Below are 19,587 nucleotides of genomic sequence, written 5' to 3'. Positions count from 1 at the left end.
GGGTCAACATCCAACCAGGCCGAAAACGTTCCCGCTCGTGGCTTTTCTTCGAAACTTCTTCTCAGGATGGCTGTCTGCTGCCGGTTGGCGGCGAATGTGCCGTATTGCGTAGCGCTACGGTTTCGCGTTGCTTGTCTCGGTGGGTGCGTCCCGCCCGGCCGGCTTGCCGGGTTGTTGATGAGGACGTGCCCGGAGCCTAAATGGTTCATGCCTCGAAGGGAACGTGATGTCCACGTCACTCCAACGAATGATCGAACGTGTATGCGACGCTGCACTAGCATAAGGATTCCCCGTGGGTGGCGATACAACCGCTCTACCAGGCCTCTGTAGGCTCTCAGCGGCTACCGAAGCCGAGCCCGTCACCCAGTGGGCCCCAAATGAAATTCAGCGAGGAGCGAACCGCGTGACCGCCGATACGTCCGTGCCGTCCACTGCGCTGCTGACCGGAGCAGGCGGCGTCGTAGACAGGGACAGCTCCAACTACACCGCGCGGCACCTTCTGGTCCTTGAGGGTCTGGAGGCGGTTCGCAAGCGCCCCGGGATGTACATCGGGTCCACCGACAGCCGCGGGCTCATGCACTGCGTCTGGGAGATCATCGACAACTCGGTCGACGAGGCCCTCGGTGGCCACTGCGACTCCATCGAGGTCATCCTCCACGACGACAACTCCGTCGAGGTCCGGGACAACGGCCGAGGCATCCCCGTCGACCTCGAGCCCAAGACAGGCCTCTCCGGCATCGAGGTCGTCATGACCAAACTGCACGCCGGCGGCAAGTTCGGCGGCGGCTCCTACGCGGCCTCGGGCGGTCTGCACGGCGTGGGTGCCTCCGTCGTCAACGCTCTCTCGGCCCGCCTCGACGTCGAGGTCGACCGGAACGGCTCGACCCACTCGATCAGCTTCCGGCGCGGCGTCCCCGGGATGTTCACGGAGCAGGGTCCGGACAGCCCGTTCGACCCGGCCAACGGGCTCCGCAAGGGCAAGCGCGTCCCGAAGAACCGCACGGGTACCCGTGTGCGGTACTGGGCGGACCGGCAGATCTTCCTCAAGGACGCCAAACTCAACCTGGAGACGCTCTACCAGCGCGCCCGCCAGACCGCCTTCCTCGTACCCGGCCTCACCATCGTCGTCCGTGACGAGCGCGGCATCGACGGCGAGGGGAAGACGGAAGAGACGTTCCGTTTCGACGGCGGCATCAGCGAGTTCTGCGAGTACCTCGCCCAGGACAAGGCCGTCTGCGACATCCAGCGCCTGACCGGCACGGGCACCTTCAAGGAGACCGTGCCGGTTCTCGACGAGCTCGGCCACATGACACCCACCGAGGTGACCCGGGAACTCGGCGTGGACATCGCGCTGCGCTGGGGCACCGGGTACGACACCAACGTCAAGTCCTTCGTGAACATCATCGCCACCCCCAAGGGCGGCACGCACGTGTCCGGATTCGAACGCTCCGTGACCAAGACGGTCAACGAGGTGCTCAGGTCCGCCAAGGTGCTGCGCGTCGCCGAGGACGACGTCGTGAAGGACGACGCCCTGGAGGGCCTCACGGCGGTCGTCACCGTGCGGCTCGCCGAGCCGCAGTTCGAGGGGCAGACCAAGGAGGTGCTCGGCACCTCGGCGGCCAACCGGATCGTCTCCAACGTGGTGGCCAAGGAACTCAAGGCGTTCCTGACCTCCACGAAGCGCGACTCGAAGGCCCAGGCCAGGTCGGTGCTGGACAAGGTCGTCGCCGCGGCCCGTACGAGGATCGCGGCCCGTCAGCACAAGGACGCGCAGCGTCGCAAGACCGCGCTCGAATCCTCCTCGCTGCCCGCGAAGCTCGCCGACTGCCGCAGTGACGACGTCGGCCGCAGCGAGCTCTTCATCGTGGAGGGCGACTCGGCACTCGGTACGGCGAAGCTGGCCCGGAACAGCGAGTTCCAGGCTCTGCTGCCGATCCGGGGCAAGATCCTCAACGTCCAGAAGTCCTCCGTCTCGGACATGCTCAAGAACGCCGAGTGCGGCGCGATCATCCAGGTCATAGGAGCAGGCTCCGGGCGGACCTTCGACATCGACTCCGCCCGCTACGGCAAGATCGTCCTGCTGGTGGACGCCGACGTCGACGGGGCCCACATCCGCTGCCTCCTGCTGACGCTCTTCCAGCGGTACATGCGGCCCATGGTCGAGGCGGGACGCGTCTTCGCCGCCGTGCCCCCGTTGCACCGGATCGAACTCGTCCAGCCCAAGAAGGGCCAGGACAAGTACATCTACACGTACTCCGACGGCGAGCTGCGGCAGACGCTGCTGGAACTCCAGCGGAAGAACGTCCGGATCAAGGACTCGATCCAGCGCTACAAGGGTCTCGGCGAGATGGACGCGGACCAGCTGGCGGAGACCACGATGGATCCGCGGCACCGCACCCTGCGGCGGATCAACATCGGCGACCTCGAATCCTCGGAGCAGGTGTTCGACCTGCTGATGGGCAACGAGGTCGCGCCGCGCAAGGAATTCATCACCAGCTCGGCCGCCACGCTCGACCGGTCGCGCATCGACGTCTGACGCGCGACCGGGGATGTCCGTTCGGTGATCTCCGCCAGGCCGCTCGGGGGTCCCCGCTCAGGGGTCTCCGCTCAGGGGTCCTCCCGTACCCGGGAGGACCCCTGACGCATGCGGTACACGCACATTCGGGTCACCGCGCAACCGACCGGGGCACACGTCACCTGAACAGGTGAAGCCCGATGAATGAAGTGCCCTGGATCTTCCCGATCTGCCCATTCTTGGCTATGCGGCCGAAAAGGTCCGTGGACAAGGGAGTTGTTCGGTGGAGAAGGAAGCAGGGTCCGAGGCGGCAGCGGTCCGGCTGGACGACCCGTGGTGCGACGAGCCGCCTTTGGGCTGGGACGAGCTGGACGGTACGGGCAACGGCGTGCAGGCGGGGCCGCCCGGCCCCGGGCTGCCGGAGCAGGGCCCCAGCGCGGCCGACATCTACCTGGAGGTGCAGCGCAGCGAGGCGTTCCGCGAAGTGCGCCGCCGCTACCGCGGCTTCGTGGTCCCGGCGTCCGTCGCCTTCCTCCTCTGGTACGTCGCCTATGTCGTCGCGGCGACGACGGCGCACGAGCTGATGGCCCGCCCGGTGATCGGAGCCGTCAACGTGGCGATGGTCGCCGGACTCGGCCAGTTCCTCACCACGTTCCTCCTCACCTGGGCGTACGCGCGGCACGCGCGGCTGCGCAGGGACCGGGCGGCGCTCGATCTGCGGTGGGACACCCAGGAGATGACGAGAGGGATCGGGCGTTGAGCGGGGACGAGTGGGGCGGCGACCACCAGACGCTGGCACTCCTGCTGTTCAGCGCGTTCATCGCGGTGACGCTCGGCATCACCACGTGGGTGGGCCGCAACCGGCAGGGTTCCGCCGAGGAGTTCTACGCGGGCGGCCGGCTGTTCTCGCCCATGGAGAACGGATTCGCCATCGCGGGTGACTACATGTCGGCGGCGTCCTTCCTCGGCATCTCCGGGCTGATCGCCCTCTTCGGCTACGACGGAATGCTCTACTCCGTCGGATTTCTCGTCGCCTGGCTGGTCGTCCTGCTCCTCGTGGCCGAACTCGTCCGCAACTGCGGCCGGTTCACCCTCGCCGACGTGGTCGCCGCCCGCATGGCGGAGCGGCCCGTGCGCACGGCGGTGGGCGCCTCGTCCGTCACCGTCTCCGTGCTGTACCTGGTGGCTCAGATGGTCGGCGCGGGCAGCCTCGTGGCGCTGCTCCTCGGCGGCACGAGCGATGCCGCCCGCTCCTGGACCGTCGTGGGCGTCGGGGCCCTGATGGTGATCTACGTGTCGATGGGCGGCATGCGCGCGACCACCAGGATCCAGATCGTCAAGGCCGTCCTGCTGATGGCGGGAGCGGTCACGCTCACCGTGCTCGTCCTCGTGCACTTCCACGGCAACGTCAACGCGCTGCTCAACTCCGCCGCCGAACGCAGCGGCCACGGCAAGGACTTCCTCGCGCCCGGGCTCCGTTACGGCGGCAGCTGGACGGCCCGCTTCGACTTCATCAGCCTGGGCCTGGCCCTGGTGCTCGGTACGGCCGGCCTGCCGCACATCCTCTCGCGCTTCTACACCGTGCCCACGGCCCGCGCCGCCCGCCGCTCCGTCGTCTGGTCCATCGGCCTCATCGGCAGCTTCTACCTGATGACGATCGTGCTCGGCTTCGGTGCGGCCGCGCTGGTCGGGCCGGTGGACGTACGCGCGTCGAACGCTGCCGGCAACACGGCCGTTCCGCTGCTGGCCCTGGTGCTGGGCGGCGGTGAGGGCTCCACCGGCGGAACGGTTCTCTTCGCCGTGGTCGCGGCCGTCGCCTTCGCGACCATCCTCGCGGTCGTCGCCGGCATCACCCTGGCCTCGTCGGCGTCCGTCGCCCACGACCTCTACGCCTCGCTCAGGCGCCCCGGCGTCAGGCAGCACAGCGAGGTGGCGGTGGCCAGGGTCGCGGCAGCGGGTGTCGGAGTGGTCGCCATCGCCCTGGGCCTGCTCGCGCAGAACCTGAACGTGGCGTTCCTGGTCGGACTGGCCTTCGCCGTGGCGGCGTCGGCCAACCTCCCGGCGCTGCTCTACTCGCTGTTCTGGCGGAACTTCACCACCCGGGGAGCCGTCTGGGCGGTCTACGGCGGTCTGGTCCCCGCCGTCCTGCTCGTGCTGCTCTCACCGGTCGTCTCCGGCAGTCCCGCCTCGCTCTTCCCGGGTGTGGACTTCCAGTTCTTCCCGCTGGAGAATCCCGGGCTCGTCTCCATCCCGCTGGGCTTCCTGGCCGGCTGGCTGGGCACGGTGACCTCGCCGGAACCGCCCGACGAGGCCAAGCACGCGGAGACCGAGGTCCGCTCCCTGACCGGGGCGGGCGCGGTGTGACCGGGATGAGCTGTCAGCTGCCTGCGGCCCAGGTGTAGCGGTGTTCCGGGCGGCCCGTCTCGCCGTACCGCAGGGTGAGCCGGACCCGCCCGGTCCGCTCCAGCAGTTTCAGATAACGCTGAGCGGTCTGCCGGCTCATCCCAGCGCTCTCCGCGATCTCCTGGGCGGAGAGCGCTGCCCGGCGGTCCGCAGAGTTTGCCGTACGAACTCCGCGGTGGTCGGTGAGTGCCCCTTGGGGAGGTCGGATTCGCCGACGGTCCACAGGGCGCCGAAGAGCCGGTCCACCTCGGTCTGCTCGGCCTCACCGCCGCCTTCGAGGGTGCGGTGCAGGGCGGCGTACGCCTCCGGTTTGGTGCGCAGGCCCGCATACGTGAAGGGCTTCACCAGGTACTGCAGCGCGCCGTGGCGCATCGCGGCCCGGACGGTGGCGACGTCGCGGGCCGCGGTCACCATGATCACGTCGGTGTGGTGGCCGAGCGCACGGAGCTCCTGGACCACGGAGAGGCCGTTGCGGTCGGGCAGGTAGTGGTCGAGCAGGACGAGGTCGACAGGGACCTCCGCGATGCGGGCGAGCGCCTCGGTGGCGCTGTGCGCCTGGGCTGCCACCCGGAAGCCGGGCACCTTGGCGACGTACGCCGCGTTGATCCGGGCGACGCGGACGTCGTCGTCGACGATCAGCACCTCGATCACGGAGCTTCTCCCGTCGTCGCGAGCGGGCTGTCCGGGCGCTTGGCGTCCGGGGCTCCGGGGTGGCGCAGCGCTTCCGGGAGGACGACCGTGAACACCGCCCCGCCTGCCGCTGCCGTGGTGACGGCCGCGCTTCCGCCCTGGCGTTCCGCGAGCCGTCGTACCAGCGCGAGACCGAGACCGCGTTTGCCGTGTGCCCCGGACGGTCAGCAGGTCGTCACCGACCACCCGGCCGGCCAGCACGTCCGCGGTCCGGTCCTTGCCCAGCGCTTCGTCGAGCGGGCGGCCCGCGGCCTCGGGGCCGAGGCCGAGCAGGCGCTGCGCCTCGTCGTTCAGCAACCGGATGCGGCCGGCCCCGTCGAGGGCGACGACCCCTTCGCGAATGCTGTGGAGCATCTCCTCGCGCTCGGTGAGCAGCGCCGAGATATCGGAGAACGCCAGGTCGTGGGTCTGCCGCTGGAGCCGGCGGGAGATCAGATACGCGGCGAGGACACCGACGGCCAGCGCCCCGCCCGCGTAGGCGAGCAGTCCGGGGATCGCCGCCGGCAGCCGGGCGCGGACGCTGTCGTACGCGATGCCGACGGAGACCGCCCCCACGATCCGGTCGGACGCGTCGTGGAGCGGTACCTTGCCGCGCGCCGAGCGTCCCAGCGTGCCGCTGTCGATCTCCATGACGTCCCGGCCGGCGAGCGCCTCGCTGGGGTCGGTGGCGACGACGTGGCCGATCTGCCGGCTGTCGGTGTGCGACCAGCGCACTCCGCGCCGGTCCATCACCACGACGTACTTCGCACCGGTGGCCTTCCTGATCCGCTCGGCCGCGGTCTGCACCGGTCCGGCCGCGGCCGGATCCGTGGTCAGCAGAGACGCCGTGACCTGGGACTGGGCCGCTGTGCTCTGGGCGATGGCGAGGGCGCGCCGCATCGCCTGGTCGTCGAGCTGGGCGCTCAGAGGGGCCGGGAAGAGGCCGTGACCAGCACCGTGACTCCGGTGATGATGGTCAGCTGGATCAGCAGGACCTGGGAGAAGACCCGTTTCGGCCAGCCGAGCCGACGGGGTCCCCGGGCGGAGGTCGGCGGGGCGGTCACCGTACGAAGGTAAATGGCGCACGGGTCCTTTCCGAAATCCTCCGGCTGTTGCTCAGCTGTCAGCAGGCTGGGGGCGCGGGGAGGCAGTGGCAGTGGCAGTGGGGGGCGGGGCCCCTCGTACTGCCCGCTGGGCCGTATGCCAGGGGCGTTCCCCGTACTCGTCCAGGGCGGAGGCGACCCAGCCCGCCGTGCGGGGCACCGCACCGAGGACCCGAGCTCGCGGATGCTGCGCTCCTTGGAGCTCTGCGGACTGCCGCGCGAGATGTTCACGCCCACCGCCTGTGCGGCGCGTGTGATCGGCTGGAGCGCCAATATCCTGGAGCAGGCGGAGAGCTCCAAGATCATCCGCCGGGCGGCCCGCTCCATCGGTACGCCCGTGCCCCCGCCGGTCCCGGCACCCTGACCGTTCCATGAGGAAGGCCTCCGTTGAACCCGCCCCGCACTCCGCAGATCCCGGTCATCGTCCTGGCGGGCTTCCTGGGCTCGGGAAAGACGACCCTGCTCAACCACCTGCTCCAGCACCGCGCGGGCAACCGGATCGGTGTGATCGTCAACGACTTCGGGTCCATCGAGATCGACGCCATGACCGTCGCCGGGCAGGTCGGCTCGACGGTCTCGCTGGGCAACGGCTGTCTCTGCTGCGCCGTCGACGCGAGCGAACTCGATACCTACCTGGACACTCTGACCAGGCCCGCCGCCCGTCTCGATGTGATCGTCATCGAGGCGAGCGGTCTGGCGGAACCCCAGGAACTGGTCCGGATGCTGCTGGCCAGCGACAATCGGCGCATCCGGTACGGGGGACTGGTCGAGGTCGTCGACGCGGCCGAATTCGAGAGCACCCGGGTCCGCCATCCGGAGGTCGACCGCCATCTCGCGGTCGCCGACCTCGTGGTGCTGAACAAGACCGACCGGGTCGGCGAAGCGGAACACGAGCGGCTGCGCGAGACCGTCGCGGCCGTGGGCAGCAGGGCGGCCGTCGTCTCCGCCGCGTACGGGCGGATCGATCCCGGACTGCTCTTCGACCCCGTTCTGCGGCCCGACGAGGACGAGGGGGCTCGTCAGCTCAGCTTCGAGGACCTGTTCCTGGAGGAGCGGGAGGCCCAGGCCGGTGAGGAGCACGCGGAGCATCTCCACACGGCGTACGAGAGCGTGTCCTTCACCGCCGACGTGCCGCTGAATCCCCGTCGCTTCATGAGCTTTCTCGACACCCGGCCCGAAGGGCTCTACCGGATCAAGGGATTCGCCGACTTCGGTGCGGGGGACAGGGACAACCGGTACGCCCTGCACGCGGTGGGCCGGTTCCTGCGGTTCGTACCGCGGCCGTGGGGGCGGGACGAACCGCGGCTCACCCGGCTCGTGCTGATCGGTTCGGGCATCGACGCGGAGGCGTTGTACAGGGAACTCGCGGACTGCCGTGAGAGCGCCGAACCGGATGCCATGAGTATGTGGGGTGTTCTGCGCTACGTGCAGAACCCGGACGTGCAGAACCCGGACGTGCAGCAGCCGGACGCGCTGGCCCCGGACGTGCAGCAGCCGGGCGACGACGCTCGCTCCTAGGTCCTGTCTGGAGTTCCCCCGCGGCGTCGCGGCGTCCGGCACCGCCGCCTCCGGCGTTGTCGTCAGTCGCGAGGGCTCCGCCATCGCTCCCTCCTCCGCCTTGGATTCGACGGCACCGGACGCCGCTCCTTCTCCCGCGCTGGAACTCCAGACAGGACCTAGTCGCGGCGCCGTCGTCCGGCTTCCTGCTACATCGGTCCGGCGATCACCGCGACCGGGCTCGTCAGCGGTGTGCCCGAACCGTCACGGCGCGGGTCGGGATCCGGCAGCTGCGCCGGCGCCCCGTTCTTCTGCGCCGCCCGGGCCGGGACCGCGCCCGCCCAGGCGAAGACGAGGACGTCCTCGCCCTTGAGGAAGCGCTGGCAGCGCACACCACCGGTGGCCCTGCCCTTGCGCGGATACTGGTCGAACGGGGTGAGCTTCGACGTGAGCTCGGAATCGTCCAGCGTGCCGTGCGACCCCGCCACGGTGAACACCACCGCGTCCACCGCCGGATCCACCGCGGTGAACGAGAGCACCTCGGTACCGGCCGCGAGCTTGACGCCCGCCATTCCGCCCGCCGGGCGGCCCTGGGGCCGTACCTGAGCGGCCGGGTAGCGCAGCAGCTGGGCGTCGGACGTGATGAAGACCAGGTCCTCCTCACCCGTACGCAACTCGGTCGCGCCGACGATCCGGTCACCGTCCCTGAGCGAGATGACCTCCAGCTCGTCCTTGTTGGCCGGGTAGTCGGGCACCACGCGCTTCACCACGCCCTGGAGGGTGCCGATCGCCAGACCCGGCGAGGCCTCGTCCAGCGTCGTGAGGCAGATCAGCTCCTCACCCGTCTCCAGCGAGAGGAATTCCGCGACCTGAGCCCCTCCCGACAGATTGGGGGCGGCGTGCGTGTCAGGAAGCCGCGGCAGATCGATCACCGCGAGCCGCAGCAGCCGGCCGGCCGAGGTGACCGCGCCGATGTCGCCCCGGGCCGTCGCGGGCACGGACGACACGATGACGTCGTGCTTGGCGCGCTTGGCGTCCTCCCCGACGACGATCGGGTCCGCGTTGGCCGTACGGGCGAGCAGCCCGGTGGAGGAGAGCAGCACCCGGCACGGGTCGTCCGCCACCTCCAGCGGCACGGAAGCGACCTGTGATCCCGCCGACTCCAGCAGCACCGTACGGCGGTCGGTGCCGAACTTCTTGGCGACCGCGGCCAGTTCAGTGGAGACCAGCTTGCGCAGCTCCGCGTCCGAATCGAGGATGGCGGTCAGCTGGCCGATCTCGGTGTCGAGTCGGTCCCGCTCGCTCTCCAGCTCGATCCGGTCGAACCGGGTGAGCCTGCGCAGCGGAGTGTCCAGGATGTACTGCGTCTGGATCTCACTCAGCGAGAAGTGCTCGATGAGCCGCTGCTTCGCCTGCGCCGAGTTGTCGCTGTCCCGGATGAGGCGGATGACCTCGTCGATGTCGACCAGGGCGACGAGCAGGCCCTCGACCAGGTGCAGCCGGTCGCGGCGCTTGGTGCGGCGGAACTCGCTGCGCCTGCGCACCACCTCGAAGCGGTGGTCGAGGTAGACCTCCAGGAGCTCCTTGAGCCCCAGGGTGAGCGGCTGGCCGTCGACCAGCGCCACGTTGTTGATGCCGAAGGACTCCTCCATCGGCGTGAGCTTGTAGAGCTGCTCCAGTACCGCTTCCGGTACGAAGCCGTTCTTCACCTCGATGACCAGTCGCAGGCCGTGCGACCGGTCGGTGAGGTCCTTGACGTCCGCGATGCCCTGGAGCTTCTTCGCCGAGACGAGATCCTTGATCTTGGCGATCACCTTCTCCGGGCCGACGGTGAAGGGCAGTTCGGTGACGACGAGGCCCTTGCGGCGGGGCGTGACGTCCTCCACTGCGACCGTGGCGCGGATCTTGAACGTGCCACGGCCTGCCGCGTACGCGTCCTTGATCCCGCCGAGGCCGACGATCCGGCCCCCGGTCGGCAGGTCCGGACCCGGGACGAACCGCATCAGGGTCTCCAGGTCCGCGCCCGGGTGCCTGATGAGGTGGCGGGCGGCGGCGATGACCTCGCCCAGGTTGTGCGGCGGCATGTTGGTCGCCATGCCGACAGCGATCCCCGTCGTGCCGTTGACCAGGAGGTTCGGGTACGCAGCGGGGAGGACGACCGGCTCCCGCTCCTGGCCGTCGTAGTTCGACTGGTAGTCGACGGTGTCCTCGTCGATCGACTCCGTCATCAGCGAGGTGGCGTCGGCCATCCGGCATTCGGTGTACCGCATGGCGGCCGGCGGGTCGTCGTTTCCGAGCGAGCCGAAGTTGCCGTGGCCGTCGACGAGCGGGAGGCGCATCGAGAACGGCTGTGCCATGCGTACCAGTGCGTCGTAGATCGACGCGTCGCCGTGGGGGTGCAGCTTGCCCATCACTTCGCCGACGACGCGGGCGCACTTCACATAGCCGCGGTCGGGGCGGAGCCCCATCTCGTTCATCTGGGACACGATGCGGCGGTGCACCGGCTTCATGCCGTCGCGGGCGTCGGGCAGGGCCCTTGAGTAGATCACCGAGTAGGCGTACTCGAGGAAGGAGCCCTGCATTTCGTCGACGACGTCGATATCGAGGATTCTCTCCTCGAAGTCGTCCGGCGGCGGGGTCTTCGTGCTGCGGCGGGCCATCGCTGCTGCGACTCCTTCACGGATTCTGTTCGGGCAACCTCAGGTTCTGACGCGGACCATTGTGGACCGCCGCACTGACAACGCCGACCTCGACCCGTCCGAAGCGGTCCTGCGGGCCCCGCCGGGGCCACCGTTTACGGCAGCATCTACGACAACATCCACGGATCGGGAACTTCGCCAGGTGCCCGTGCGCTTGCCTAGAGTGGCAGGTCTGGCAGGAAAACCTGTATCGCGATCGAAGGGACGTACATGCCCATGGGTCACACGGCCACAGCTCAGGCCGGCTCCGGCGGCAGAACAGCGACCGAGCACCGCCTGGCCAACGGCCTGCGTGTGGTGCTCTCGGAGGACCATCTGACCCCGGTCGCCGCGGTCTGCCTCTGGTACGACGTCGGTTCGCGCCACGAGGTCAAGGGGCGTACCGGTCTGGCTCACCTCTTCGAGCACCTGATGTTCCAGGGCTCGGGCCAGGTCAAGGGGAACGGGCACTTCGAGCTCGTACAGGGAGCCGGTGGTTCGCTGAACGGCACGACCAGTTTCGAGAGGACCAACTACTTCGAGGTCATGCCCACGCACCAGCTGGAGCTCGCGCTCTGGCTGGAGGCCGACCGCATGGGCTCCCTCCTCGCCGCGCTCGACGAGGAGTCCATGGAGAACCAGCGCGACGTCGTGAAGAACGAGCGTCGCCAGCGGTACGACAACGTTCCGTACGGCACGGCCTTCGAGAAGCTGACGGCCCTCGCCTACCCGGAGGGCCACCCGTACCACCACACCCCGATCGGCTCGATGGCCGACCTGGACGCGGCGACGCTGGAGGACGCGCGTACGTTCTTCCGCACGTACTACGCGCCCAACAACGCGGTGCTCTCGGTGGTCGGTGACATCGACCCGCAGGAGACGCTCGCCTGGGTCGAGAAGTACTTCGGTTCGATCCCGTCCCACGACGGCAAGCAGCCGCCGCGCGACGGCACGCTGCCGGACATCATCGGTGAGCAGCTGCGCGAAGTGGTCCACGCGGAGGTCCCGGCGCGCGCGCTGATGGCCGCCTACCGCCTGCCGCACGACGGCACCCGGGAGTGCGACGCCGCGGATCTGGCACTGACCGTGCTCGGCGGCGGCGAGTCCTCCCGGCTGCACAACCGGCTGGTCCGCCGCGATCGTACGGCGGTGGCGGCCGGATTCGGGCTGCTGAGGCTGTCCGGCGCGCCCTCGCTCGGCTGGCTGGACGTCAAGACGTCCGGCGGTATCGAGGTGCCGGAAATCGAGGCCGCGGTCGACGAGGAACTGGCCAAGTTCGCCGCCGAGGGCCCCACGCCCGAGGAAATGGAGCGGGCCCAGGCGCAGTTGGAGCGCGAGTGGCTGGACCGGCTCGGCACGGTCGAGGGCCGCGCCGACGAACTGTGCCGGTACGCCGTCCTGTTCGGGGACCCGCAGCTGGCCCTGACGGCCGTGCAGCGGGTGCTCGACGTCACCGCGGAGGAGGTCCAGGCCGCCGCCAAGGCGTGCCTGCGACCCGACAACCGCGCGGTCCTGGTCTACGAACCGGTCGAAGCGCCGGCCGACGCGGATGCCGAAGCCGGCACCGCCACGCACGAAGGGGCCGAGCAGTGAGCGACGCCGCTGTGACTGGAGTAGCGATGAAGTACCACCCGCAGCCGACGGCGGGCGTGGCCAGGCCCTGGGCCTTCCCCGCGCCCGAGCGCGGCGCCCTGCCCAACGGCCTCACGGTGCTGCGCTGTCACCGTCCCGGTCAGCAGGTGGTCGCGGTGGAGATCTTCCTCGACGCGCCGCTGGACGCGGAGCCCGAGGGCCTCGACGGGGTGGCGACGATCATGTCGCGCGCCCTGTCCGAGGGCACGGACAAGCGCTCCGCGGAGGAGTTCGCCGCCGAGCTGGAGCGCTGTGGCGCGACGCTCGACGCGCACGCCGACCACCCCGGTGTCCGGGTCTCCCTGGAGGTCCCGGTCTCCCGGCTGACCAAGGCGCTGGGTCTGATCGCCGAAGCGCTGCGGGCTCCTGCCTTCTCCGAGAGCGAGATCGAGCGCCTGGTGGGCAACCGCCTCGACGAGATCCCGCACGAGCAGGCCAACCCCGCCCGCAAGGCGGCCAAGCAGCTCTCCAAGGAGCTCTTCCCCGCCACGGCGCGTATGTCGCGTCCGCGGCAGGGCACCGAGGAGACGGTGGCGCGGATCGACGCCGCGGCCGTGCGCGCTTTCTACGACGCGCACGTCCGTCCGTCCACCGCGACGCTCGTCATCGTCGGTGATCTCACCGGGGTCGATGTGGACGCGCTCCTCGCGGAGACCGTGGGCGACTGGTCGGGCAACACCGCCGAGCCCCGTCCGGTCCCGCCCATCACCGCTGACGACCGCGGCCGTGTCGTGGTCGTGGACCGTCCCGGCGCGGTGCAGACGCAGCTGCTGATCGGCCGTATCGGCGCCGACCGGCACGACAGCGTCTGGCCGGCCCAGGTCCTCGGCACGTACTGCCTGGGCGGCACCCTCACCTCGCGTCTCGACCGGGTGCTGCGCGAGGAGAAGGGCTACACCTACGGCGTACGCGCCTTCGCGCAGGTCCTGCGCTCCACGGGCCCGGGCTCCCCCTCGGGGCGTACGGGAGCGGCGATGCTCGCCATCAGCGGCTCGGTGGACACGGAGTCCACGGGGCCGGCGCTGGACGACCTCTGGAAGGTCCTGCGGACCCTCGCGGCCGAGGGGCTCACCGACGCCGAGCGCGAGACGGCCGTGCAGAACCTCGTGGGCGTCGCCCCGCTGAAGTTCGAGACGGCGGCCTCCGTGGCGGGCACCCTCGCCGACCAGGTCGAGCAGCACCTCCCGGACGACTACCAGGCCCAGCTCTACGCGCGCCTGGCCGAGACCGGCACGGTCGAGGCGACGGCCGCGGTGGTCAACGCCTTCCCGGTGGACCGCCTGGTCACGGTGCTCGTCGGTGACGCGTCCCAGATCGCGGAGCCCGTCCGCGCGCTGGGAATCGGCGAGGTGTCGGTCGTCAGCGGCTGACGTCCGGCCACTCTTCAACACATTTGCAAAAGCGTGCCAAAGGGACCCCGATGGGCAAATTGCCCATCAGGGTCCCTTCCTTTTGTCCGATTTTGGCGCGAAGGCTACCTGTCTGCTCTGTGGGATGTACGACAAATCAGCCTGTCCGTTTGGTGATTGAAAGTGGCCCCGTTTAGCGTCGGCTCCGCTGTCCGTCATGTGTATGCCGCGTCCGTGGCGCCGGGCAGCCATCGCCGAGTCCCCGTCAGGCGCGAGCCTGGGGAGCCGGGGACCCACGAAGTCCCTGGGGTGAATCGGACGTCTGCGCTCCTTCGGGGCGGAGACGGTCCGTAGGAGACCTTCCTGCTCCGAACCCGTCAGCTAACCCGGTAGGCGAGAAGGAAGGAAAGGATCAGCCCCTCCATGGCGTTCACCCGTGCCACCGGGAAGCACCGTGCCCCGAGCCGCCTGACGCGCAAGAGCGCTCGCGTCGCCGGCATCGCGGCACTGGCCACCACAGGCGTCATCGGCGGGATGGCCACTCCGGCCCTCGCCGCGGACGAGGCCCGTACCGTCGGCGACACCGGCCTGACCCAGGTCATCGCCATCGACGGCGCCCTCGCCGACCAGATCGCCGCCCAGGCGATGGCCCAGGAACAGCAGGCCGAGGCCGCCGCGAAGGCGAAGGCCAAGGCTGTCGCCGAGGCCAAGGCCGAGGCGGAAGCCAGGGTCAAGGCCAAGGCGGAGGCCGAGCGCAAGGCGAAGGCCCGTGCCGCGGAGGTCCGCGAGGCCGAGGCCCGTGCCGCCCGCGCGGCCGAGCGCAAGCGGCTGACCTCGTTCCACCTTCCGGTCGCCGGTTCCTACGTCACCACCGGCTACAAGTCCGGTGGCTCGCTCTGGTCCTCGGGCAGCCACTCCGGTGTCGACTTCCGCGCCGCGTCCGGCTCGTCCGTCGTCGCGGTCGGCGCCGGCACGGTCGTCGAGGCGGGCTGGGGCGGTGCCTACGGCAACAACATCGTGCTCCGGATGACGGACGGCACGTACACCCAGTACGGCCACCTCGCCTCGATCGGCGTCTCCGTCGGCCAGAGCGTCACCTCCGGGCAGCAGATAGGCATCTCCGGCTCGACCGGCAACTCCACCGGACCGCACCTGCACTTCGAGGCCCGCACCAGCCCCGAGTACGGCTCCGACATGGACCCCGTCGCGTACCTGCGCTCGCACGGTGTGAACGTCTGATCCACGCGCCGCGTCCCCGCGCTTCACGAAGGCCCCGGCTTCCCGCCGGGGCCTTCGGCGTACCACCCGGACTCTGTCCGCCGAAGCTCCGCGGGGTCAGAAGATATCCCTGGATTCCGTTCTGCCGTCGGAAATTCGGGCTCATTGCAATAGAGTCGCAGAACAGGCGTCGATCGGCCGCGTTTCGCGGGGATTAAGGCGGAGGTTCGGACATGCGCATTCCCGCGCATTCGGTATGCACGGCAATCCGTGACGACATCGTCTCCGGTGTCTTCGATCGCGGCAGCCGCCTCACCGAGGAGGTGCTCGCGCGTCGTTACGGGGTCTCGCGCGTCCCGGTGCGCGAGGCCCTGCGCACGCTGGAGTCCGAGGGGTTCGTGGTCACGCGCCGCCATGCCGGCGCATGCGTGGCCGAGCCCACCGAGCAGGAGGCCGCCGATCTCCTGGAGGTCCGGATGCTGCTGGAACCGCTCGGTGCGGCGCGGGCGGCACAGCGGCGCACCGAGGCGCACCTCAAGGTGCTGCGCGGCCTCGTCAGACTGGGTCAGGAGCGAGTACGGCGGGGTGATGGCGAGGACCTGCGCTCCCTGGGCGGCTGGTTCCACGAGACGCTCGCGCAGGCATCGGGCAGCCCCGGCCTCATCGCGCTGCTCACCCAGCTCCGGCACAAGATCGCCTGGATGTACGCCGTCGATCAGCCCGCGCGTCCCGCGGAGTCCTGGGCCGAGCGCGGGGCGATCGTGGACGCGGTCGCCCGGGGGGACGCGGACCGGGCCAGAGCGCTGGCAGTCCAGCACGCGGAGCGGGCTGCGGCGGCCCATCGGCTGCGGCGCCCGGCCCGGCCCGGCCGTCCGGGGTCCGGTCCCGCGCCGTCGCGGGTGAGCACTTCGCAACATCCCGTACACATCGCGGGCGTCCGGCATTAACAATTGCGCCGTATGCAAATAAGGTAATTCCGCGAAGGGCTTTCTTCGTGCTGCGCGAATTCGTCCCTCGACGCTTTTCGGAAACGAAGAAGTCGCGGCATCCGTTCAGGGACGCCGCGACTCCGTCGCAGAATTGAATCCGGTTGGATCCGGCTGGAATCAGACCGTCTCCGGAAGCTCCTCGAGCCCTTCGGCGACGAGCTTGGCCAGACGGTCCAGGGCGACCTCGGCGTTGTCCGCCTCGGACGCGAGCACGATCTCCTCGCCTCCGGTGGCGCCCAGGCCGAGTACCGCGAGCATCGACGCGGCGTTCACCGGGTTGCCGTCGGCCTTGGCGATCGTCACGGGGACGCCGGAGGCCGTGGCGGCACGGACGAAGATGGAAGCGGGGCGGGCGTGCAGGCCCTCGGCCCAACCGACGTTGACGCGGCGCTCAGCCATGGTTCTGCCCTTCACGAATCAATGGTTGTCTAGACCAGTCTCTCATGCAGTCCGCACTGCCGTGCCCGGTCCCGGGCCCGGCCGCGGCGGCCGGCCGAGCACCCTCAGACTGCCTCGGCCCCGATCGCTCCGCGACCGGTGCGTCAGCCGTAGGCTTTGCCCATGCAGCCCACGCCGGAACAGAGTCCGCATCACGCGTACCCCGACCACTGGGAAGCGGACGTGGTGCTCCGCGACGGTGGCACCGCGCGCATCAGACCGATCACGACCGACGACGCCGAGCGGCTGGTCAGCTTCTACGAGCAGGTCTCCGACGAGTCGAAGTACTACCGCTTCTTCGCCCCGTATCCGCGTCTCTCCGCCAAGGACGTGCGGCGCTTCACCCATCACGACTACGTCGACCGGGTCGGGCTCGCCGTCACGACCGGCGGCGAGTTCATCGCCACCGTGCGCTTCGACCGCATCGACGCACAGGGCCGGCCCGCCACCGCGCCCGCCGACGAGGCCGAGGTCGCCTTCCTCGTCCAGGACGCCCACCAGGGCCGCGGGGTGGCGTCCGCGCTCCTCGAACACATCGCGGCGGTCGCCCGCGAGCGGGGTATCCGCCGCTTCGCCGCCGAGGTGCTGCCCGCCAACAACAAGATGATCAAGGTGTTCCGCGACGCCGGCTACACCCAGCAGCGCAGCTTCGAGGACGGCTCCGTCCACCTCACGCTCGACCTCGAACCCACGGCGGAATCCCTCGCCGTCCAGCGCGGCCGCGAGCAGCGCGCCGAGTCGCGCTCGGTGCAGCGGCTCCTCGCCCCCGGTTCCGTCGCCGTCGTCGGCACCGGCCGCACCCACGGCGGGGTCGGCCGCACCGTGCTGCGCAACCTGCTCGGCTCCGGCTACACGGGACGTACGTACGCCGTGAACCGGGCCTTCGGTACGGACCTGGCCGAGATCGACGGCGTCCCCGCGCACCGGTCCGTCGGCGAGATCGACGAGCGGGTCGACCTCGCGGTACTCGCCGTGCCTGCCGAGCGGGTGCCCGAGGCCGTCGCCGACTGCGGTGAGCACGGCGTCCGCGGCCTCGTCGTCCTCTCCGCCGGATACGCCGAACAGGGCACCGAGGGGCGCGAGCGGCAGCGCGAACTCGTCCGCCAGGCCCGCTCGTACGGCATGAGGATCATCGGCCCGAACGCCTTCGGCATCATCAACACCTCCGAAGCCGTCCGGCTGAACGCCTCCCTCGCCCCCGAGTCGCCCGCCCGCGGCCACATAGGGCTCTTCACCCAGTCGGGCGCGATCGGCATCGCGCTGCTGTCCGGACTGCACCGGCGCGGGGCCGGCCTGTCCACGTTCATCTCGGCGGGCAACCGGGCCGATGTCTCAGGAAACGACTTCCTCCAGTACTGGTACGAGGACCAGGACACCGACGTCGCCCTCCTCTACCTCGAATCGCTGGGCAACCCGCGCAAGTTCACCCGCCTCGCACGGCGCACCGCGGCCGTGAAACCGGTCGTCGTGGTGAAGGGCGCCCGGCACAGCGGTTCCAACCCGCCCGGCCACGCGGTGCCCGTCAGCCGGATCCCCGACGCGACGGTCTCCGCGCTGATGCGCCAGGCGGGGGTGATCCGCGTCGACACGGTGACGGAGATGGTCGACGCGGGCCTGCTCCTCGCCGGCCAGCCGCTCCCGGCCGGCCCCCGCGTAGCGATCCTCGGGAACTCGGAGTCGCTGGGTCTGCTCACGTACGACGCCTGCCTCGCGGAGGGACTGCGTCCGCGCCCGCCCCTCGACCTGACCACGGCGGCGAGTCCACAGGACTTCCGGGACGCGCTGGCCGGGGCGCTGGGTGACCAGACCTGCGACGCCGTGATCGTGACCGCGATCCCCTGGGTGGGGGAGAACGGCGAGGCGGAGACGGGCGACGGCGAGGTCCTGGCCGCGGCTCTGCGCGACGCGGCGGCCACCGGCCCCGCCAAGCCCGTCGCGGTGGTCCACGTGGAGATCGGCGGCCTGGCCGAGGCCCTGGCCGCGGCCGCCGGCACGGTCACTCCCGCCCGCGGGGCACGCGGGGCGGCCCCCGCCAGGCAACCGGCGGCCACCCCGGCCGCCGGGACCGCCCCCGCACGGCAACCGGCGGCCACCCCGTCGATCGCCGAGACCGCCACGGAGACCGCCCCCGGGACCGCCACGGAGCCCGCCACGGGCACCCCCGCACATGTCGGCCGAATCCCCGCCTACCCCGCCGCAGAGCGCGCCGTCCGGGCGCTGGCCGAAGCGGTGAGGTACGCGCAGTGGCGCCGGCAGGCGGCCGTCCCCGGCAAGGTGCCCGACTTCGAGGACACCGTCGACGAGGCCCGGGCGGCCCGCCTGATCGGCGCACTGCTGGGCCCCGGCCCCGATCCCCGCGGCCGTCCGCTCACCCATGACGAGGCGCGCGAGCTGCTCGGGTCCTACGGCATCACCGTCCGGCCCACGCTGCCCGCGCCGTCCCCGGAGGCGGCCGCGGCCGCCGCAGAGCGGCTCGGCTACCCCGTGGCGCTCAAGACCACCGCCCCCCACCTGCGTCACCGCGCCGACCTCGGAGGCGTCCGGCTCGACCTCGCCAACCAGAGCGAGCTGCGGCGGGCGTACGGCGAGCTGACCGGACTCCTCGGGAAGGCGACCGAACTCCAGCCGGTCGTCCAGGCCATGGCGCCGCGCGGAGTCGACACCGTCGTCCGCGCCTCGATCGACGCGGCGGCGGGCGCGGTGCTCTCCTTCGGCCTCGCGGGCGCCCCGTCCGAACTGCTCGGAGACACCGCCCACCGGCTGGTCCCGGCCACCGACCGGGACGCCGCCGAGCTGGTCAGGTCCATCAAGGCGGCGCCGATGCTCTTCGGCTGGCGCGGTTCCGCGCCCGTCGACACCCCTGCGCTCGAAGAACTGCTGCTCCGGGTGTCGCGGCTGGTGGACGACCATCCGGAGGTGGTCTCCGTCGCGCTCGAACCCGTGGTCGTGGCCACGGCCGGGCTCACCGTCCTCGGAGCGAGCGTCCGGCTCGCCCCGCCCCCCGCCCGCAGTGACCTCGGCCCCCGCCGCCTCCCCAGTTACTGAGCGTGCTCCGTGCGTCCCGCCCTCCGCCCGCCGCACCTGCCGCACAGCGTG

General features: G+C 70.6%; 11 protein-coding genes, 3 pseudogenes and 1 riboswitch. Of the genes and pseudogenes, 10 read left to right on the top strand and 4 right to left on the bottom strand.

Annotation, left to right across the window (positions count from 1 at the left end):
• The first annotated feature begins 403 nt into the window (after positions 1 to 403).
• From F0344_RS06985 to F0344_RS06975, 3 genes are all read left to right on the top strand, one after another.
• Positions 404 to 2,536 carry a DNA gyrase/topoisomerase IV subunit B gene (locus F0344_RS06985; RefSeq protein WP_185297947.1) on the top strand — a complete coding sequence of 711 codons (2,133 nt, stop codon included), beginning with the start codon at positions 404 to 406 and terminating at the stop codon, positions 2,534 to 2,536.
• 262 nt (positions 2,537 to 2,798) lie between these two features.
• Positions 2,799 to 3,275, top strand: coding sequence for a DUF485 domain-containing protein (locus tag F0344_RS06980; protein WP_185297946.1), 477 nt, complete (start codon positions 2,799 to 2,801; stop codon positions 3,273 to 3,275).
• Entirely contained in the window at positions 3,272 to 4,879 is a 1,608-nt protein-coding gene (locus F0344_RS06975; protein ID WP_185297945.1) for a solute symporter family protein, read from the top strand. The genes F0344_RS06980 and F0344_RS06975 overlap by 4 nt, the downstream gene beginning before the upstream one ends.
• Before the next feature lie 13 nt (positions 4,880 to 4,892).
• Here F0344_RS06975 and F0344_RS06970 read toward each other — a convergent pair.
• Both F0344_RS06970 and F0344_RS36745 read right to left on the bottom strand, forming a co-directional pair.
• A pseudogene (locus tag F0344_RS06970) lies at positions 4,893 to 5,569 on the bottom strand (response regulator).
• 186 nt (positions 5,570 to 5,755) lie between these two features.
• Positions 5,756 to 6,651: pseudogene (locus F0344_RS36745) on the bottom strand (PAS domain-containing protein); the annotation flags it as partial.
• Between the two features lie 160 nt (positions 6,652 to 6,811).
• On the opposite strand from F0344_RS36745, the pseudogene F0344_RS06960 reads away from it, so the two are divergent.
• Together F0344_RS06960 and F0344_RS06955 are read left to right on the top strand one after the other, a co-directional pair.
• Positions 6,812 to 7,054 (top strand): annotated as a pseudogene (locus tag F0344_RS06960) (citrate/2-methylcitrate synthase); the annotation flags it as partial.
• A 23-nt stretch (positions 7,055 to 7,077) separates the two neighbouring features.
• Positions 7,078 to 8,208 carry a CobW family GTP-binding protein gene (locus F0344_RS06955; RefSeq protein ID WP_185297944.1) on the top strand — a complete coding sequence of 377 codons (1,131 nt, stop codon included), beginning with the start codon at positions 7,078 to 7,080 and terminating at the stop codon, positions 8,206 to 8,208.
• A 188-nt stretch (positions 8,209 to 8,396) separates the two neighbouring features.
• On the opposite strand, the gene F0344_RS06950 is transcribed toward F0344_RS06955, so the two are convergent.
• The gene (locus F0344_RS06950) at positions 8,397 to 10,847 is read right to left on the bottom strand and encodes a DNA gyrase/topoisomerase IV subunit A (RefSeq protein WP_185297943.1); all 2,451 of its coding nucleotides are present in this window, start codon (positions 10,845 to 10,847) and stop codon (positions 8,397 to 8,399) included.
• Between the two features lie 249 nt (positions 10,848 to 11,096).
• On the opposite strand from F0344_RS06950, the gene F0344_RS06945 reads away from it, so the two are divergent.
• From F0344_RS06945 to F0344_RS06930, 4 genes are all read left to right on the top strand, one after another.
• Positions 11,097 to 12,458 (top strand): M16 family metallopeptidase, encoded by a 1,362-nt coding sequence (locus F0344_RS06945; RefSeq protein WP_185297942.1) that lies wholly within the window; start codon positions 11,097 to 11,099, stop codon positions 12,456 to 12,458.
• Between the two features lie 26 nt (positions 12,459 to 12,484).
• Positions 12,485 to 13,867, top strand: coding sequence for a M16 family metallopeptidase (locus F0344_RS06940; protein WP_185302547.1), 1,383 nt, complete (start codon positions 12,485 to 12,487; stop codon positions 13,865 to 13,867).
• A gap of 221 nt (positions 13,868 to 14,088) precedes the next feature.
• Positions 14,089 to 14,256, top strand: a riboswitch (cyclic di-AMP (ydaO/yuaA leader).
• A gap of 13 nt (positions 14,257 to 14,269) precedes the next feature.
• The gene (locus F0344_RS06935) at positions 14,270 to 15,085 is read left to right on the top strand and encodes a M23 family metallopeptidase (protein ID WP_185297941.1); all 816 of its coding nucleotides are present in this window, start codon (positions 14,270 to 14,272) and stop codon (positions 15,083 to 15,085) included.
• Positions 15,086 to 15,297: 212 nt separating this feature from the next.
• Positions 15,298 to 16,011, top strand: coding sequence for a GntR family transcriptional regulator (locus tag F0344_RS06930; RefSeq protein WP_185297940.1), 714 nt, complete (start codon positions 15,298 to 15,300; stop codon positions 16,009 to 16,011).
• A gap of 159 nt (positions 16,012 to 16,170) precedes the next feature.
• Here F0344_RS06930 and F0344_RS06925 read toward each other — a convergent pair whose 3' ends face one another.
• Complete coding sequence (locus F0344_RS06925) at positions 16,171 to 16,452, bottom strand: HPr family phosphocarrier protein (RefSeq protein ID WP_185297939.1); 282 nt, start codon at positions 16,450 to 16,452, stop codon at positions 16,171 to 16,173.
• 162 nt (positions 16,453 to 16,614) lie between these two features.
• On the opposite strand from F0344_RS06925, the gene F0344_RS06920 reads away from it, so the two are divergent.
• On the top strand, positions 16,615 to 19,536 hold the full coding sequence (locus F0344_RS06920; protein WP_185297938.1) for a bifunctional acetate--CoA ligase family protein/GNAT family N-acetyltransferase: 2,922 nt from the start codon (positions 16,615 to 16,617) through the stop codon (positions 19,534 to 19,536).
• Positions 19,537 to 19,587: the final 51 nt, after the last annotated feature.

Source organism: Streptomyces finlayi, assembly GCF_014216315.1.
Lineage (GTDB): Bacteria > Actinomycetota > Actinomycetes > Streptomycetales > Streptomycetaceae > Streptomyces > Streptomyces finlayi_A.
The sequence above is the reverse complement of the archived record's forward strand: the minus strand, read 5'-3'. Positions and strand labels throughout refer to the sequence as shown.

What these genes read in the sequence shown, in the direction of transcription:
- F0344_RS06950 (WP_185297943.1), bottom strand. Translation starts at nt 10,847, where the DNA reads ATGGCCCGCCGCAGCACGAAGACCCCGCCGCCGGACGACTTCGAGGAG.
- F0344_RS06945 (WP_185297942.1), top strand. Translation starts at nt 11,097, where the DNA reads ATGCCCATGGGTCACACGGCCACAGCTCAGGCCGGCTCCGGCGGCAGA.
- F0344_RS06940 (WP_185302547.1), top strand. Translation starts at nt 12,485, where the DNA reads ATGAAGTACCACCCGCAGCCGACGGCGGGCGTGGCCAGGCCCTGGGCC.
- F0344_RS06935 (WP_185297941.1), top strand. Translation starts at nt 14,270, where the DNA reads ATGGCGTTCACCCGTGCCACCGGGAAGCACCGTGCCCCGAGCCGCCTG.
- F0344_RS06930 (WP_185297940.1), top strand. Translation starts at nt 15,298, where the DNA reads ATGCGCATTCCCGCGCATTCGGTATGCACGGCAATCCGTGACGACATC.
- F0344_RS06925 (WP_185297939.1), bottom strand. Translation starts at nt 16,452, where the DNA reads ATGGCTGAGCGCCGCGTCAACGTCGGTTGGGCCGAGGGCCTGCACGCC.
- F0344_RS06920 (WP_185297938.1), top strand. Translation starts at nt 16,615, where the DNA reads ATGCAGCCCACGCCGGAACAGAGTCCGCATCACGCGTACCCCGACCAC.